Origin of the sequence: Microbacterium aquimaris (assembly GCF_039531285.1) — a bacterium.
Lineage (GTDB): Bacteria > Actinomycetota > Actinomycetes > Actinomycetales > Microbacteriaceae > Microbacterium > Microbacterium aquimaris.
Window position 1 is genome coordinate 1,415,751 of the sequence record NZ_BAAAPT010000001.1, and the last position, 16,334, is coordinate 1,432,084.

A 16,334-nucleotide genomic window follows, 5' to 3' on the forward strand; every position below is an offset into this window, starting at 1 on the left:
CGCACCCTCCCTGGATCACTCGGCGACCGTGACGCCGGTCAGCATCGGCCAACCCAGCGGGTTGACCGCGTAGCCGTCGACACCGGTCGCGGCGACGGAGTAGATCGGCGTGAACTGCACGGCCATGATGGGCAGCTCCTCGACGAGGATCTCCTGCAGCTGGCCGTAGATGTCCGCGCGTGCCGACTCGTCCGAGACGGCGAGCGCGTCCGCGGCGAGGTCTGCGACCTCGGGGCTGACGTAGTCGTCGGTCAGGTGCGGGTTCATGATGATGTCGAAGAACGAGTTCGGGTCGGCGCCCACGTTGAACACGTTCCAGGTCGCGTCGTAGTCACGCGAGACGTACGCGTCCAGCCACACCGACAGCTCGGTGACGTTCGGGGTGAGCGTCACACCGATCTCGGCCAGGGACGCCTGCCACACGCGGGCGATCTGCTCGGCCTCGGGGAAGCCGCTGGGGATCTCCAGGGTGAAGCTCAGGTCGCTCGCGCCGGCTTCCTCGAGCATGGCCGCGGCCGCGTCGAGGTCGTAGGCGTAGCCGTCCTGCTCGGCGTAGGCCCAGCTGGACTCCGGGATCGGGCTCCACTGGATGGATCCGTCGCCGCCGTAGGCGATGTCGCGGATCGACTCCTTGTCGAGCGCGGTCGCCAGGGCCTGTCGGACCTGCTCGTCGCCGAGCGTCCCGGAGGCGTTGAACTCGATGAGCGAGAGGCTGTTGGTGGCCGTCGGCTCGACGATCTGCGCACGGTCGGTGTCGACCTGCTCGGCCGTGGCCGAGGTGACCGAGCTGACGATGTCGATGTCGCCGCTGTACAGGCTGTTCAGCGCGACCTGCTGGTCGGAGACCGGCTTGTAGACGATCGACTCGGTCGCCGCGGCGTCGCCGAAGTAGTCGTCGAAGCGCTCCAGCACGATCTCGTCGTTGGCGCTCCAACTGACGAACTCGTACGGGCCCGAGCCCACGGGGGTGCTGGAGGCGTCGTCGAAGCCGCTGGGGGCGACGATGGCGATCGAGGTGATCCCCGCCAGGAACGCCGCGTTGGGCGAGTTCAGGGTGATCACGACGGTCTGGTCGTCGGGCGCGTCGTACGACTGCACATCGGCCAGGCGTCCCGACCAGATGGAGTCGGTGCCGTCGGCGGCGCGCTCGAGCGATTCGATGACGGCCGCGGCGTCGACCGGGGTGCCGTCGTGGAAGACCGCATCGGGGTCGAGGGTGAAGGTGAAGACGGTCGCGTCTTCGTTCGCCTCGAACTCGCTGGCCAGATCGCCCTGCAGGTTCAGGTCCACGTCGTAGTCGACGAGGCTGCTGAACACGAGCTCGCGGATCGCGTATTCGTAGATGATCAGCTGGTTCGTGTGGGGGTCGAAGTTATCGATGTCGCCGGCGAGGGCGACGACGAGTTCGTCGGCGACGTCGGCCGTGCTGTCACCGTCACCGTCGGAGCCGGCGGCGCAGCCACCGAGCAGGAGTGAACCCGCGGCGACCGCGGAGACCGCGGCGACCCAGGGTCGGTTACTCTTTCGCATGGTACGAGACCTCTTTCTGTTGGAGGGGTGGTGCTGGGGCGACCGGTGGTTCGGCATGTAGTTCGCGCTCAATGCCGAGCCACCGGGGTCCACATATCGACGACATCGGTGTCGTCGACGATCGCGATGCGGCTCCACATGTTGACGACGCCGCACGCGTGATTGGGGAGGATGCGCAGGCGCTCGCCGACGCGCATCGTGTCGGCCGCGGGGCCGTCGAGCACGCCGTGCTCCTCGTAGGCCCGCACGAACTCGAGGTCTTCCAGTGGGGTTCCCTCGTCGTCGACGACGAGCCCGAAGCTACGGTCGCGGTTGGAGCCGTCGGAGCTGAGGGCCTTGATGCCCGCGTCGATGGCGGCTTCCCCGTCGCGGACGGTGCTGATGACCGTGGTGTGCAGGTGCAGGGCGCAGGCGTCGAGGGGAGCCGAACCCAGGCGCCACTGGTTGGCGTCGAAGAAGACGTAGGTGCCGGGGCGGGCTTCGGTGACCCCCTCGACGAACGGGGCCGAGTCCCACCCCGGGGTGGATCCCACCGAGACGGCGGGAACCGCGATCCCCTCGGCGCGGATGAGTTCGGCGGCCGCGACCAGGGAGGCGGCCGCCTCGGCGCCCGCGTGGCGCAGGTCGCCGCGGTCCCCCGGCAGCGACGCGAGTTGGCCCTCGTGCATGTAGACGCCGTCGAGGGTGACCCCGGGGAGGGCGGTGACGGCGCGGGCGAGCTCGAGCGCCTGCTCGGCGGTCACGCCCGTGCGGCGCAGACCGGTGTCGATCTCGACCCGTACCGGCACGGTGATCCCGGCGGCGGCGGCCTCGACGGAGAGTGCACGCACCAGGTCGACCGAGTCGAGGCCGACGATGACGCGTCCGCGCCGGTTGGCCTCGACGATGCGGTGCCGTTTGGCCGGGGTGGCGGGGGCGTGCGCCCAGAACAGGTCGGTGTACCCGGCCCCCAGCAGCGCGTCGACCTCGTTCAGCGTCGCGCAGGTGAACCCGACCGCGCCGGCCTCGTGCTGGCGGCGGGCGACCTCGATCATCTTCGAGGTCTTGAAGTGAGGTCGCAGCGCGATCCCGGCGGCGCTCATACGCGCGGCCATCGCTTGGATGTTCGCGTCCATGCGGGACCTGTCGATCACGAGGACCGGGGTGTCGAGGTCGGCCACAGCGGTCATCGCAGCGTCCCCATCCGTTCGGCGGCGGCGCGGACCCACTCGAAGGAGGGGGCGGTCGCGGTGCCGTAGTTGTACAGGGCCAGTCGATCGATGCCGCAGGCGAGGACCGCGTCGACCTTGGCGAGGAAGTCCGCGCGGGTCGGGGAGAAGCTCGGCCACACGGTGAGGGCGACGGTCACGGGGGTGCTCGTGGTGCCGCTCAGGGCCTGCACAGCGAGGGTGTGGTCGATCTCGGCGGCCACCTCGCCGGCGGTGGGGAAGTAGCTCTCCAGCACGAACCCGTCGGAGTGGGCCAGGGTCGCCGCGATGTCGACACCCTCGAGCCAGTTCGTGGGGGCCGGCCGGCCCCACACGGCGGCGCTGACATCGAGTGCGGAACCGTGCCGACGCACGGCGGCGGCGGCGTCGACGACCAGCTCGGTGACCGTGTCCATACGCATCCGCGTGTAGGCGGCCAGCTCGGGCCACACCAGCAGCAGCGACGCGAGCGCGGCGGCGGTGTCCTCGTCACGGCCGGCGGGGTGTTCGAGGTTCCAGGTGCGGTGCAGTTCGGCGCCGACCTGGGCCCGCAGGCGCTCACCGTCGATGCCGGCGTCGCCGGCGCGCGCCAGGCACGACGCGCAGAAGCACAGCGACAGCAGGTATCGCGTGGTCGCATCCAGGCGCGCACCCCACAGCTCGTGGGGGTGGCCGTGGCCGACGAGCAGGTACGACAGGCTTTCGACCAACACCCGCTCGAACAGGTTCGTCGCGCTGACGGCGTCGAGCAGCTCGATCGCGTAGGTGCGCGCGGCCGGGCTGGAAGGGCACAGTCCGTGGGTGAACGGGTCGCCGAAGCAGTTCTCGATGGCCGCTTCGGGGTGCGCGGTGGCCAGGTCGGTGTTGTGGAACGCGATCGCCCAGCCGTCGACGGCGACGCCGGCCGCATCGGCGGCGCGCTTGAAGCGGGGATAGAGGTCGGGATCGGTCTGCGCGATCGATGAGGGCGGCACGCGCAGACCGCTGAAAGCGTCGGCGGGCAACGGCAGATGCGCACGGTTGGCTTCGGCGACGGTGGCGACCCGGACGGTGCGACGCGGGGCGAGCACCTCGGCGGAGTGGTATGCGGTGGCGATCTGCAGGCGCGTGACACCGCGCTCGGCGACCTGGTCGACGACACGTTCGGGGGTGTCGGCCTGAAGGTCCCAGGGGTAGACCATCATGCTCAGTTCAGCCATCGGATGCCTCCCGGTAGAGCGATTCGATGAGGGTGAGGGTGGGTTCGAGGTCGTCGATGGAGAATCCGGCCGCGCCGGTGCGGAATGCCTGCCACTGCGCGGCGAAGGGGACCGTGTCGATGTCGATCGCGTCGCCGGTGCGAGTGGCGTCGCGGGTCGAGATGCGCCACGAACCGTCCATCGCGATGTGTCCCGCTCCGCGGGTCCCGGTGACGGTGAGCCCCGTGGCCACCGGCTCGTAGGCAGCCCACAGCAACTCGATCGAACCGGTGGCCGTTCCGGCCCGGAACCGCACACGGGCGTGGTCTTCCGTGTCGTGGCCGGGGAGGACGGGGCGCATCGTCGCGGTAACCTTTTCCAGCGGACCGAGCAGTGCGCGGGCGCGGTCCAGGGCGTGCACCCCGTTGGTCACGAGGACCCCGCCGCCGCTGACGGAACGGTCGAAATACCACGCCGGAAGCGCACCCTCCGGCAGGGCGAAGGCCATGCGGTCGGTGTAGCCGACGATCTCGCCGAGTTCGCCGGCGCCGATCGCCCGGGTCAGCTCGACGTAGCCGGGCCAGTGGCGCGTGGACATCCCCACGAACACCTCGGCACCGCCGGAGACGGCGGTGAGCAATCCGGCCGGGTCCTGCCCCGGGATGCGGTGAGGCTTTTCGACGAGGGTCGGGATGCCCGCTGCAGCGAGCGTCACCAGCTGGTCGAGATGCTGGAACGAGGGAGTGGCGATGATCGCCGCGTCGACGGTCTCGGGGGACGCGAGGGCGCCGGCGAGGGATCCGTAGGCGAGCGCGTTCTCGTCGAGGGCGCGGGCGCGGGTGAGGTCCGCGTCGACCGCGAGGGCCACGCGGTCACCCGCGGCGCGTACGGCGGCCGCGTGACGGTGCCCCATCACGCCGGCGCCGACGACGAGAACGCGCCGGCTCATGCGAACAGTCCGTCTCGCTGCATTCCCGCCAGCACGGTGTCGGCCGCCTCGAGGGTGCGGTCGATGTCGTCGTCGGTGTGCGCGCCCGAGACGTGGTTGCGCTTGAGGGTCATCGGGTACATCACGAATCCGGCGTCGGTCATCCGGCGGTGGAAGGTCGCGTAAGCGGTGTCGTCGTTGCGCAGCAGGTCGCGGTAGCCCTTGATCTCGCCGTCCATGAAGTAACAGATGAACACCGAGCCGAGACCGGTCACGGTGGCGGTGATGCCGCGGCGCTCGGTGATCTCGGTGAGCCCGTCGCGCATGCGCTGCCCGAGTCGGGCGGTGTGCGCGTGGAACCCGACGTCGGGGTCGGTGATGACGCTCATGGTCTCGATCGCCGCGGCCATCGAGACCGGATTGCCGTTGAAGGTGCCGGCGAGCACGACGTCGCCGCCGGCGGAGCTGAACCGGGACATGAGGTCGGCGCGGCCGCCCATGCCGGCGACGGGGAAGCCGTTGCCCATGGCCTTGCCGTAGCTGGTGAGGTCGGGGGTGATCCCGCACAGCTCCTGGTATCCGCCGGGGGCGTGACGGAAGCCGGTGATGACCTCGTCGAAGATGAGCAGGCTGCCCTCGGCGGTGGTCAGTTCCCGCAGCCCCTCCAGGAAGGCCTGGTCGGGCAGGAGGGCGCCGACGTTGTGGGGGACGGGCTCGAGGATGACCGCGGCGATCTGGTCGGGGTAGGCCGCGAACAGCTCCTTGACCGAGTCGAGGTCGTTGAACTCGGCCACGAGAGTCGAGTCGAGGGCGTCATCGAGGATGCCCGCCGAGAGCGGGTCGCGGGTGTAGGCCTTCTCGGCGGAGGAGGCCACGTTCCGGGCGACGGCGTCGTGCCAACCGTGGAAGCATCCCTGGAACTTCAGCAGGTACTTGCGGCCGGTGACCGCGCGCGACAGGCGCACCGCCTGCATGGTGGCTTCGGTTCCGCTCATGGTCGTGATCGACATCTCGACGGACGGGATGAGTTCGGCGGTCAGGCGCGCGACCTCGATCTCGAGCTCGGTGACCCCCAGGCCGACCAGGTCGAGGTCTCCGAGCGAACGGGTGACGGCTTCGTTGACGCGGTCGTCGGAGTGGCCGAGGAGGATCGCCCCGAACGCGGCGTGGTAGTCGACGTACTCCCGTCCGTCGAAATCGACCAGGCGTGAGCCTTTGGCGGTCCGGAAGCCGGTGGGGGAGCCGATGCTCCGGGTCGCCGAGTTCACCCCGCCGGGGATAAAGGTGCGGGCCTGGGTGAGTAGGTCCTCGGTCGCGGTTGCCACGGGTGGTTCTCCTTCGGTGGTGCGGTGATGCTCGTGTGCGGAAGTGGAGGCGGTGGTCAGCGGCTCGGGCGGGGGTCGTCCAGACCCAGGAGGCTGAGTGCGTCGCGGTGGATGATGCCCTCGACGGTCTCGTCGAGCACGTGGGGCAGGTCGCCGGCGCGGAATCCGGCGATGCGGCGCAGTCCGTCGATCGCGACGGACGGGCGCCAGAGCGGGAAGTCGCTTCCGAACAGGAGCTTGTCGGTCACGCCCCACTCCTGGGCGGCGACGAGCGCCATGAAACCGTCCATGGGGCGTGACCAGGCGGCGGAGACGTCGGCGAACACGCGGGCGTGCTTGCGGAGCACGACCATCGAGTCGCGCTGCCACGGGTGGCCCATGTGGGCCATGATCTGGGTGAGGTCGGGGTGGCGGCGGGCCACTTCTTCGATGATCAGCGGCTGGCTGATCGAGAGCCGACCCTGCGGGCTGGGGGTGGCGCCCATGTGCCAGAGGATCACCAGTCCGTGCTGCACGCACATACGGTAGAAGGGGTCGAAGTCCTCCGAGAGCGGATCGAACAACGACAGCACCGGGTAGAGCTTGACCCCTTTGAAGCCGAGCGCGATGGCCTCTTCGAGCTGTTCCCGCCAGTCGGTGTCGAGGGGGTCGAGGGCGGTGAAGGCGATCGTCGGGGTGGTCAGCTGCGCGCAGTATTCGGCGACGAAGCTGTTGGGGGTGTGCACCCCGGCGCGCGTGGCGGCGAGCCCGAACACGATCCCGACGTCGACGCCGGCCTCCTGCATCGCCTCGTCGTACTGGGCGGGGGTGATGTGCGGATACGGCTTGCCGTAGGCGGGTTCCCAGTTCTTGCGGTGCTCGTCGCCCCAGTGCTCGGGCAGCAGGTTGTGGGTGTGGACGTCGACGATCATGAGGCGCCTTCCGTTCGTTGCTGGAGGCCGCCGTTCGCGCGCAGCGAGGGCAGGAATCGGCCGTTGGCGGCCAGGTCTTCGGCGACGCGCTGCAGCACCGGGAGGAGCTGTTCGCGGCGCTCGGGGGACAGTTCGCCGGCCGGTCCGGAGACGCTGACGGCGACATTGACGTCGGTGTCGCTGGGCACCGGAACGGCCAGGCAGATGACGCCGAGGTCGCGTTCCTGGTCGTCGAGGCTGTAACCGCGCTCGCGGATGCGGTCGAACTCGGCCTCGAGGTCTGCGCGCGTGGTGAGCGTGTGCGGCGTGAACGAGGGGAGCGGTTCGGCGGGGAGGTGGTCGTCGACACGGTCGGCGGGGATGCGCGAGAGGAGCAGCTTGCCCAGGCCCGTGCAGTAGGTGTGGTCGAGCGAGCCGGCGCTGGAGCGGAACCGCAGGGGGCGGTCGGGCTCTTCCACGCACACGTGGAGCACCCAGCGGCCTTCGAGCACTCCGATGTTGGCGGTCAGGCCGGTGATGGCGGCCAGTTCCCGCAGGTGGGGTGCGGCCACTTCGGCGGTGTCGGCCTGGCGACGGTAGGTCTCGGAGATCTCCAGGACGGCGTGGCCGACGGTGTACTTCGGCGGGTTGCCCGTGCGGTAGACGAACTCCTGTTCCTCCAGGACGGCGAGCAGTCGTACGAGGGTCGACTTGGGGAGCTCGAGGGCGAGGGAGAGGTCGGCGAGTCCCATCGCACGATCGGTTGTGCCGAGGGTGCGGAGGATGCGCAGTGCACGGACCAGTCCCTGAGACTGATACGACGTGGCATGGCGTTCCATGTTCATGACCATAGGTTGGCCGCGTATGCCGGATGTTGTCAAGGAATTAATTTCATGTTTCGCGACGTGGAACGCCAAACGTGGAACGCATTCTCTCGCTGGTTTGGCTGATTCCGGCGCGAAAGCGCCCCTTGCCGGCGGACTCGCGCGAGATTGCGCGCTACCGGTCGTGCCGTCGGCCGCGAGACTGAGCGGATGCCGACGTCACGGGGTCCGCACCGCGGCGGGGCGATGCCCGTCGCGTCGCGTCCGAGGATCGGATCAGCCGCAGCCGCAGCTGGCGCCGAGTTGGAGCGCCACCGCGACGGTCACCGTCCGCGGGGCGACGGAGCCGTCGCCGGGATCGGTGAGCAGGAGGTGCGCGGCCAGTCGCCCCATCAGCTCCATCGGCTGCCGCACGGTCGTCAGCGTCGGTGAGCACGTCCGCGTCGCCTGGATGCCGTCGAATCCGGCGATGAGGATGTCACGGGGAGCCTCGATCCCGCGCTCGCGCAACACGTCGATGGCGGCCAGGGCGGTCTGGTCGGTGGCGCACACGAGCGCATCGGGAAGGGTGCCGGCCTCGGCGCGCTCGAGGAGCGTGGTGAAGACGGGGTCGAGCCCCACATCGACGGGATCCACGACTTCGCCGCGCACACCCTCGTACGTGCTGACGGCGTCGTCGAAGGCGTCGCGGCGTCGACGCGGATCCCAGCCGTCGGCGGCCCCCACCCACCCGAGGCTGCGTGCCGCGTGCACCGTGACGAGGTGGTCGACCAGAGAGCGCACGCCGCCGGCGTTGTCGGCGAGCACATGGTGCCCCGGCCCGCCGCCGCTTGAGACCATGACGACCGGCACGGATGCGTTGAGCGCCTCGGCCGGCGCGAACCCGGCGTGCCCGGGAAGGACGGCGAGACCGTCGACCTGACCGGCCGTCTCGGCGATCTCGTTCGAGCCGGTGCCCCCGCGCCGCAGCAGCACTCCGGTGGTGTTGCGCCGACACTCCAGCACGAACCCCCGCTGGACCTCGTCGACGTAGAGGGGGAACACCTTCGGCTCGCTCGCGCGGGCGTCCTCGGCAGCGTCCCATTCCACGAGCGGCGCGCCCAGGTCGAGCGCCGACAGGTCGGTCACGCCCTCCTCGGCCGCCTGCGTTCCGGGGGCCACGTCGAGGAGCAGGTCGAACAGGTGCAACCCGAGCACCCCGGTGCGTCCGCGCGCGAGGTTTCGTGCGGAACCGCTGGGGACGTAGCCGATCTCATGGGCGGCTTTCAGAACGACCTCGCGGGTCTCGGCGCGTACTTTGTCGGGCCGTCGGAAGGCGAAGGAGACCGTCGCGATCGAGACGCCGGCGCGCTCGGCGACGTCGTAGACCGTCGGACGGCTGATGGCCATGTGCTCCTCGCTCTCGTGGGAGATCCTACTGAGGTGTCCCGACCGGCTCCGAGGCCACCGGCGACGACCGCAGCCCGAAACCCCGGGGGAAGAGCGGGTCGGCGGTTCCGTCCGGGACATCCGTCGCCGAGGCGCGGACGGCTTCCATCGACCGGGGGATCTGCACCGGGAGAAGCCCTCGCGGGGGGATCCGGCCCGCCAGGGCGGCGAGTACGGCGTCGTCCGAGCTGCCGTATTCGGCGACGAGGGCGGACGCGATCGGCAGCAGCGGGGTCAGGACAGCCGGCCGGTCGAGGTTCACCACGATCACCAGCGGTGCGTGCTCGGCGATGCGGCCCAGCCGCACGGCCAGTCCCGGGGGGAATTCCAGCGAACCCTGGTGGAACCACTTCTCGAGGAACAGGTCGTCCCGGGGTTCGAAGGGCGCGCCGATGCGCACCACGGCGACGTCGGCCTCTTCCGGGTGCTCGACGCGCCGACCGTATGCCGCGAGCGCGGTGTCTCCGATGCCCTCGGCATAGATGCGGGTGTCGGTTTCGGCGAACAGCGGAAGCCTTCGGTCACGGTCGCTGAGTACCGTCACAGACTCCGCCTGGGCCCTCGTCCCGGCCGCCCGGAATTCGGCGTTGCCGACGATCTGCTCGGCGAGGTCCTCATCGACGTACGGGTCGTCGAACAGCCCGAGCCGGAACTTCACCAGCAGGAGGCGTCGCACGGAGGAGTCGAGGCGTTCTTCCCGAACAGCGCCCGAGCGCACGAGGTCCAGGAGGAGGTCGACGCATTCCTCGCCACCGAACTGGTCGATGCCGGCATCGAGGAGCATCCGCATCCGTCCGGGGGCGTCGAGGTGCTCGACCCCCCACGCGCGTGCGGGCAGGACCTGGTCACCGACGTGGTTGTCGTTGACGAGCTCCCAATCGGTGACCACGACCCCGTCGTAGCCGAGTTCCTCGCGCAACATATCGGTGACGATCTGCCGGTTGTAGGCGAATCCGACCTCGTCGAGGGGGCGACCGTTGCGCTCCACCCCGACCGGCATCCCGTAGTACGGCATCATTCCGGCCGTTCCCCGCCGTATCGCCTCGCGGAACGGGGCGAGGTGATAGTCGAACATGCCGCCGGGATAGTCCTGCTCTCGGCCGTACGGGAAATGCGAGTCCTCGCCGTCGCGCTGGGGTCCGGCGCCGGGGAAGTGCTTGGTCGTGCAGGCGACGGAGTGGGGACCGAGGGACGAGCCCTGGAATCCGTCGAGGTAGGCGGCGACGATCTGCGAGACCCGGTCGGCGTCGTATCCGAACGTCTGCGCCTGGCGCGCCCACCGCGGCTCGGTGGGGAGGTCGATCTGGGGGTGCAGGGCCGCACGGATTCCGACCGCGCAGTACTCCTGGCGGGCGATGTCGGCGAACGACCGGATCGCCTCGAGGTCATCGAGCGCCGCCAGCCCCAGGGGCTCGGGCCATTGCGAGAACGGTCCGGCCGAGAAGGCGACGCCGGTGTTCTCGACGAACGCGTGCCGCGGGTCGGTGCTGATGGTCACCGGAATCCCGTGCGGCGTCTGCTCTGCCAGCCGCTGCAGGTTGTTGTTCCACCGGGCGCCGGCGCGTGCGGTGGGGATGTGATGGACGTTGAAGTGGTTCATCCGCTTGTCGCGGATCACCGTCGAGGTCGGCGACTTCGAGATGGCCCCCGGCGTCTCCAGGAGGGCGCCGTCGTCACCGAGTTCGATCACGGTCTGGAACATCAGTCCCGCCTTCTCCTCGAGCGACAACCGGCTCAGCAGGTCGGCGGTGCGCTGCTCCGGGGTGAGCCGGGGGTTCTCGTACGGGTCCATCACCCCGTTGCCGTTGAGGTCGCGGAACCGGGTGCCGTCGGGCGCGGTCGAGAGGGTGGGCTGCATCGGTAGGACTCCAGATGGGGTGTTGCGTCGAGTAGGGTATGCGCGGGGTGAGCGGGTCACTTCAGACCGGTGGTGGCGACCCCTCGGATGAACCAGCGCTGCAGGAACACGAACAGCACGATGATCGGGGTGATCACGAGCACCGACCCGGCCAGCAGCAGGCCGTAGTTGGTGGCGTTCTGCCCGGTCGAGTACAGCGACAGGGCGACCGGAAGCGTGTACATCTCCTCGGTCTGTGCGGCCACGAGCGGCCACAGGAAGTTGTTCCACGACGACAGGAAGGTCAGGATCCCCAGGGTGGCCAGGGGCGGTCCGCACAACGGCATGACGATGCGGGTGAAGATGCGCCATTCCCCCGCGCCGTCCAGGCGAGCCGCCTCCAGCAGCGGTTCCGGGATGCCGAGCATGAACTGCCGCATGAGGAACACACCCACCGGTGCGGTGACGAACGGGAGGATCAACGCCGGGTAGGTGTTGACCAGTCCGAGGGAGGACACCATCACGAACAGCGGCACGAAGGTCACGACGCCCGGCACCATGAGCGTGAGCATCACGAGCAGGAAGAGCACTCGCTTGCCGGGGAACTCCATCTTCGCCAGGGCGTATCCGACCATCGAACAGAACACGAGGTTGCCGAGCACGGTGGCGACGGCGACGATCGCGCTGTTGGCGAAGAACTGCCAGAAATCCAACGGGCCGAACCAGGCGGCGAAGTTCTCCAGGGTGGGGTTCTGAGGTAGCCACGTGGGAGGACGCTGGAGGATCTCCCCCTGCGTCTTCAGGGAACCGAGCAGCATCCAGACGAACGGGATGAGCCACAGGATGAGGCCGATGCCGAGCACGGTGTAGGTGAGCGCGCGTGCGCCGGTTCCGTGCCGCCGGCGACGGCGGGTCGGAACGGGGGATGCGGCTGCGCCGGCATCCACGGGACGGTCGAGGACGGTGGTCGTCATCGGTTCAGTCCTTCGATCGGAGCAGTCGGAACTGCAGCAGGCTCAGCAGCGCGATCGCGAGGAAGAGCACGTAGCTGGCAGCCGAGGCGAGGCCGTATTCGCCGAATCCGAACTGCTGGTAGGTGTAATAGGCGACCGAGAGCGTCGAGTCCAGGGGGCCGCCGCGGGTCATGACGAACGCTTCCTCGAAGAACTGCAGGTAGCCGACGGAGATGAGCACGGCGCCCAGCAGGAGGGTGGGTCGCAACAGCGGGAGGGTGACGGAGACGAGACGTCGCCAGGCGGATGCGCCGTCCATGGTCGCTGCTTCGTTGACGTCTTCGGGTACGGCCTGCAGGCCCGCGAGGAAGATGATCATGAGCGTGCCGACGTTCCGCCACACGGCCATGACGATCAGCGAGGGCAACGCCCACGTGGTGTCGTTGAGCCAGTTCGGGCCGTCGATGCCGATGAGCGCGAGCGCGGAGTTGAGGAGTCCGTCCGGCAACAGGATGTACCGCCACACGACGGCGACGGCGACGATGCTCGTCACGACCGGGGCGTAGTAGCCGACGCGGAAGAACGACACGATCCGGCCCCGACCGCTGTTGAGGGCGAGGGCGAGGGCGAGGGCGACGACCATCGTCAACGGGATGCCGACGAGGACGAACACCGCCGTCACACGCATCGATGTGAGGAAGCGGGGGTCCTGGAACAACGTGAGGTATTGCTCGAGCCAGACGACGTTGACCGCGAAGGGACTCTGGATGTCGCGCGAGGTGAAGTCGGTGAACGACATCGCGAACGACCCGACGATCGGGAAGAGCATGAAGACGGCGAAGACGGCGACGAACGGCAACGCGAACCCCCACGCGACGAGCGCCTGGCGCCTGCGCTGTCGGTCGTGGAGGCCACCCTTGCGGGGCGTCCCCGGGCTCCCGGAGCCCGTGCGGGCCCCGGGAGCGAGCGGTGTCTGGGTCGACATCGGTCAGGTCACTCCAGGCCGATGGCGTCGGCGTCGGCCTGGAGGGTGGCGAGCACGTCGGCGACCTCGCCGTCGCCGCGACGCAGCTGCTCGAGGGCCTGGTCGCCCTTCGCGGCCACCTGCACCCAGCTGGTGGTCACCGGGGGAGCCTTGGCCGTCTCCAGCTGCGTGCCGAACGTTTCGAGGCTGGCGTCGTCGGCGAGGGCCGGGTCCTGCCATGCCGATTGTGCGGCGGGGAGATCTCCGGTCGCCTCGTAGAAGGCCACCTGCGTTTCGGGCTGGCTCAACCAGTCGACGAGCTTCCATGCCGACTCGGCGTTGTCGCTCCCCTCGAAGACGACGAGGTTCGCGCCGCCGCTGAAGGAGACCGATTCCTCGGCGGCGGGCAGGACCGCGGTCGCGTACTGGTCGGTGAACTCCTCGCCGGCGGCGAGTTCGAGTGAACCGCGCAGGAACGGGCCTTCGACGACCATCGGCGAGATGCCGGCGACGAACTCCGACTCGGTCGCCCCCGACGAGAAGTCCGCGTCGGGGTCGGCGAGTCCCTCATCGAAGAAGCTCTGGTAGTACTCCAGGCCCTCTGCCATCTCGGGGGTGTCGAGGGTCCACGCGTCCCCGTCGGTCAGCTCGGCGCCGGCGGACCACGGCATCCACATGGAGCCCTGGAACGCGTCGTTTCCTGCGGGGAGGCGGATACCCCAGTCGGTGCCGGCCTCGGTCTGCAGGTCGGAGGCCATCTGCTTGAGGTCGTCCCACGTCGTGGGGGCCGCGTCCCAACCGGCGTCGGCTGCCAGGTCGGTGCGGTAGTACAGCACGCGGGTGTCGACGTACCAGGGCACTCCCGCTGCCCGCTCGTCGAACTCGGTGGTGCTCAACGCGCCCGGGAAGAAATCCGAGGTGTCGATCTCGTCGGGGACGGTGGCGAAGGCGTCGCCGAAGTCGGCCATCCACGTCGACCCCATCATCGCGACATCCGGCGTGGTGCCTCCCGCGATCGCGGTCTGGAACTTGTTGTGGGCTGCATCCCACGGGATCGCGGTGACCTCGACGGTCGCGTCGGGGTTGGCTTCTTCGAACGCCTCGACGAAACCGGGAAGGGCTTCGCCTTCGGCGCCCATCGCCCACACGGTGATGGTCCCTTCGGCGGGAGCGCCGTCGAGGGAGACGGCCTCGGACGGACCCGCTGCGGTGTCCTCGGCTCGTCCGCAGCCGGCGAGGACCAGAGAGGTGGCCGCGATCACCGCGACCCCTCCGAGAGCAGTCTTGAACTTCACGTGTTCCTCCTTGAATCGCGGCTGACCCAGCTCTGGATCTATGCGCATAGATTGCGATGTTCTCCAGGAGTCTAAGCGCATAGATCCGAGACGGCAAGGGGGTTTCGCCGGGCGTCGATCTCGCGCGGCACCGTCACGGCCGGCGACCCGCCCGTCGAGTTGGGATGATGGGGGTTCGTCCCGAAGGAGGAGACCCCGTGACCCGAGCCGTGATGCTCATGTTCGACACGCTGAACCGGCGGTTCCTGCCGCCGTACGGGGCGGAGGGGATCCACGCGCCGAATTTCACGCGCCTCGCCGAGCGCACCGTGCGGTTCGAGAACTGCTACGCCGGCAGCATGCCCTGCATGCCGGCCCGGCGGGAGATCCACACCGGTCGGTACAACTTCCTGCACCGCTCGTGGGGTCCGCTCGAGCCGTTCGACGATTCGACGCCGCAGCTGCTGAGCGAGTCGGGGGTGTATGCGCACCTCGTCACCGATCACCAGCACTATTGGGAGGACGGCGGCGCGACCTACCACAACCGCTACGACACCTACGAGTTGTTCCGTGGTCAGGAAGGCGACCCGTGGAAGGGGCACGTCCGCGACCCCGAGATGCCGCAGAAGGTCAGCCGCCGCGCCGGCAAGACGGTTCGGCAGGACCGGATCAACCGCACCTACTATCCGACGGAGGATCTGCATCCGCAGACCCAGACCGTCTCGGCCGGGTTGGAGTTCATCCACACCAACGCCGCCGAGGACTCCTGGTTCCTGCAGATCGAGTGCTTCGACCCGCACGAGCCGTTCGTGAGCTATCCCCGCCACCGCCAGTGGTATCGCCCCGACGGCGACGGCGACGCCGACGCCGACGCCGAGTTCGATTGGCCGGACTACGCCCGCGTCGCCGAGGAGCCCGCGGTGGTCGAGCAGGCGCGTGACGAGTACCGCGCGCTGCTGACGATGTGCGACACCTCCCTCGGGCGGGTGCTGGATACGTTCGACGAGCTCGGGTTGTGGGAGGACACCCTGCTGATCGTGTGCACCGACCACGGGCTTCTCCTGGGGGAGCGCGGGTGGTGGGGCAAGAACGTGCAGCCTTGGTACGACGAGAACATCCACACCCCGCTGTTCCTGTGGGACCCGCGCACGGGAAGGAGTGGCGAGAGCGTCGAGCACCTCGTGCAGACGGTGGATTTCGGTCCGACGCTGCTGGAGTACTTCGGCATCGAGCGGCCGGTCGACATGCAGGGCGTGCCGATCGGGCCGACCCTGGCGGCGACGGCGCCTGCACGTGAGGCGGGGCTGTTCGGCTCGTTCGGCGGTCATGTGAGCATCACCGATGGCCGGTACGTCTACATGCGCGCCTGCGCCACGGAGGAGAACGAACCGTTGTTCGAGCACACCCTGATGCCGACCCACATGGCGTCCCGGTTCACCCCGGACGAGCTGCGCGACGCAGAGCTGGTCTCGCCTTTCACCTTCACCAAGGGGGTACCGGTGCTCCGGACGCCCGCGCGGGCGGGGGCGAACCCTGCTGACTTCGGCACCCTGCTGTTCGATCTGCACACCGACCCCGATCAGCGCACGCCGCTCGTCGACGCGGAACTCGAACGGCGGATGGCGACGCTCCTGGTCGAGCAGCTCCGGGTGGCGGATGCGCCGTCGTCGCAATATGAGCGGCTGGGCCTTCCAGAGACCGGTGAGGTCGGTGACGAACACCTCTTGGCTGCCCGCCAGGCTCCGCGTGCGCGTGAGGCCGCGGCGGCGTTGCCGACGCGAGCGCACGTGGCACGCAACGCATCCGAACTCCTCGCGCCGCTCGGAGATCTGCCGGCGGAGGCCTTCGCCGATCCGGTCGTCGCCCGCCGGGCTCCGATGCTCGCCGACCCGGCCTTCCGCCGCGACCACGCGGCCACAAGTGTCTACGACCTCGCGTTGACGCACCCGATGATCACGGCCGAGGCGCTCGAGGCCGTCGGCGATGTCGTGCGGGGGTCGCGCGCGATGGCGTAGC

The 16,334-nt window shown here is 69.3% G+C and carries 13 protein-coding genes; 1 reads left to right on the top strand and 12 read right to left on the bottom strand.

The genetic code is table 11. The annotated features are described in order from the left end of the window. Positions 1 to 15: 15 nt before the first annotated feature. From ABD204_RS06605 to ABD204_RS06660, 12 genes are all read right to left on the bottom strand, one after another. Positions 16 to 1,530, bottom strand: a complete 1,515-nt coding sequence (locus ABD204_RS06605; RefSeq protein ID WP_194423851.1) for an ABC transporter substrate-binding protein — start codon at positions 1,528 to 1,530, stop codon at positions 16 to 18. Positions 1,531 to 1,598: 68 nt separating this feature from the next. Next, positions 1,599 to 2,699 (bottom strand): alanine racemase, encoded by a 1,101-nt coding sequence (locus ABD204_RS06610; RefSeq protein WP_194423852.1) that lies wholly within the window; start codon positions 2,697 to 2,699, stop codon positions 1,599 to 1,601. Then, positions 2,696 to 3,916 (bottom strand): hypothetical protein, encoded by a 1,221-nt coding sequence (locus ABD204_RS06615; protein WP_194423853.1) that lies wholly within the window; start codon positions 3,914 to 3,916, stop codon positions 2,696 to 2,698. Before ABD204_RS06615 ends, ABD204_RS06610 begins: the two co-directional genes overlap by 4 nt. Beyond that, positions 3,909 to 4,844 carry a Gfo/Idh/MocA family protein gene (locus ABD204_RS06620; protein ID WP_194423854.1) on the bottom strand — a complete coding sequence of 312 codons (936 nt, stop codon included), beginning with the start codon at positions 4,842 to 4,844 and terminating at the stop codon, positions 3,909 to 3,911. The genes ABD204_RS06615 and ABD204_RS06620 overlap by 8 nt, the downstream gene beginning before the upstream one ends. Beyond that, positions 4,841 to 6,148 carry an aspartate aminotransferase family protein gene (locus ABD204_RS06625; RefSeq protein ID WP_194423855.1) on the bottom strand — a complete coding sequence of 436 codons (1,308 nt, stop codon included), beginning with the start codon at positions 6,146 to 6,148 and terminating at the stop codon, positions 4,841 to 4,843. Before ABD204_RS06625 ends, ABD204_RS06620 begins: the two co-directional genes overlap by 4 nt. A 56-nt stretch (positions 6,149 to 6,204) precedes the next feature. Continuing rightward, positions 6,205 to 7,059: an amidohydrolase family protein gene (locus ABD204_RS06630; RefSeq protein WP_194423856.1), complete on the bottom strand. Its 855-nt coding sequence runs from the start codon at positions 7,057 to 7,059 to the stop codon at positions 6,205 to 6,207. Further along, the gene (locus tag ABD204_RS06635; protein ID WP_194423857.1) at positions 7,056 to 7,877 is read right to left on the bottom strand and encodes an IclR family transcriptional regulator; all 822 of its coding nucleotides are present in this window, start codon (positions 7,875 to 7,877) and stop codon (positions 7,056 to 7,058) included. Before ABD204_RS06635 ends, ABD204_RS06630 begins: the two co-directional genes overlap by 4 nt. Before the next feature lie 261 nt (positions 7,878 to 8,138). Further along, positions 8,139 to 9,251, bottom strand: coding sequence for a LacI family DNA-binding transcriptional regulator (locus ABD204_RS06640; protein WP_194423858.1), 1,113 nt, complete (start codon positions 9,249 to 9,251; stop codon positions 8,139 to 8,141). Positions 9,252 to 9,276: 25 nt separating this feature from the next. Next, positions 9,277 to 11,148 (bottom strand): glycoside hydrolase family 3 protein, encoded by a 1,872-nt coding sequence (locus tag ABD204_RS06645; RefSeq protein WP_194423859.1) that lies wholly within the window; start codon positions 11,146 to 11,148, stop codon positions 9,277 to 9,279. Between the two features lie 56 nt (positions 11,149 to 11,204). Then, the gene (locus ABD204_RS06650) at positions 11,205 to 12,101 is read right to left on the bottom strand and encodes a carbohydrate ABC transporter permease (RefSeq protein WP_194423860.1); all 897 of its coding nucleotides are present in this window, start codon (positions 12,099 to 12,101) and stop codon (positions 11,205 to 11,207) included. Positions 12,102 to 12,105: 4 nt separating this feature from the next. Beyond that, the gene (locus ABD204_RS06655; protein WP_194423861.1) at positions 12,106 to 13,065 is read right to left on the bottom strand and encodes a carbohydrate ABC transporter permease; all 960 of its coding nucleotides are present in this window, start codon (positions 13,063 to 13,065) and stop codon (positions 12,106 to 12,108) included. Between the two features lie 8 nt (positions 13,066 to 13,073). Further along, positions 13,074 to 14,339, bottom strand: a complete 1,266-nt coding sequence (locus tag ABD204_RS06660) for an extracellular solute-binding protein (protein ID WP_322597531.1) — start codon at positions 14,337 to 14,339, stop codon at positions 13,074 to 13,076. 197 nt (positions 14,340 to 14,536) lie between these two features. Here ABD204_RS06660 and ABD204_RS06665 point away from each other — a divergent pair, with 197 nt between their 5' ends. Then, positions 14,537 to 16,333, top strand: coding sequence for a sulfatase family protein (locus ABD204_RS06665; protein ID WP_206697148.1), 1,797 nt, complete (start codon positions 14,537 to 14,539; stop codon positions 16,331 to 16,333). Position 16,334: the final 1 nt, after the last annotated feature.

What these genes read in the sequence shown, in the direction of transcription:
- ABD204_RS06605 (WP_194423851.1), bottom strand. Translation starts at nt 1,530, where the DNA reads ATGCGAAAGAGTAACCGACCCTGGGTCGCCGCGGTCTCCGCGGTCGCC.
- ABD204_RS06610 (WP_194423852.1), bottom strand. Translation starts at nt 2,699, where the DNA reads ATGACCGCTGTGGCCGACCTCGACACCCCGGTCCTCGTGATCGACAGG.
- ABD204_RS06615 (WP_194423853.1), bottom strand. Translation starts at nt 3,916, where the DNA reads ATGGCTGAACTGAGCATGATGGTCTACCCCTGGGACCTTCAGGCCGAC.
- ABD204_RS06620 (WP_194423854.1), bottom strand. Translation starts at nt 4,844, where the DNA reads ATGAGCCGGCGCGTTCTCGTCGTCGGCGCCGGCGTGATGGGGCACCGT.
- ABD204_RS06630 (WP_194423856.1), bottom strand. Translation starts at nt 7,059, where the DNA reads ATGATCGTCGACGTCCACACCCACAACCTGCTGCCCGAGCACTGGGGC.
- ABD204_RS06635 (WP_194423857.1), bottom strand. Translation starts at nt 7,877, where the DNA reads ATGGAACGCCATGCCACGTCGTATCAGTCTCAGGGACTGGTCCGTGCA.
- ABD204_RS06640 (WP_194423858.1), bottom strand. Translation starts at nt 9,251, where the DNA reads ATGGCCATCAGCCGTCCGACGGTCTACGACGTCGCCGAGCGCGCCGGC.
- ABD204_RS06645 (WP_194423859.1), bottom strand. Translation starts at nt 11,148, where the DNA reads ATGCAGCCCACCCTCTCGACCGCGCCCGACGGCACCCGGTTCCGCGAC.
- ABD204_RS06650 (WP_194423860.1), bottom strand. Translation starts at nt 12,101, where the DNA reads ATGACGACCACCGTCCTCGACCGTCCCGTGGATGCCGGCGCAGCCGCA.
- ABD204_RS06655 (WP_194423861.1), bottom strand. Translation starts at nt 13,065, where the DNA reads ATGTCGACCCAGACACCGCTCGCTCCCGGGGCCCGCACGGGCTCCGGG.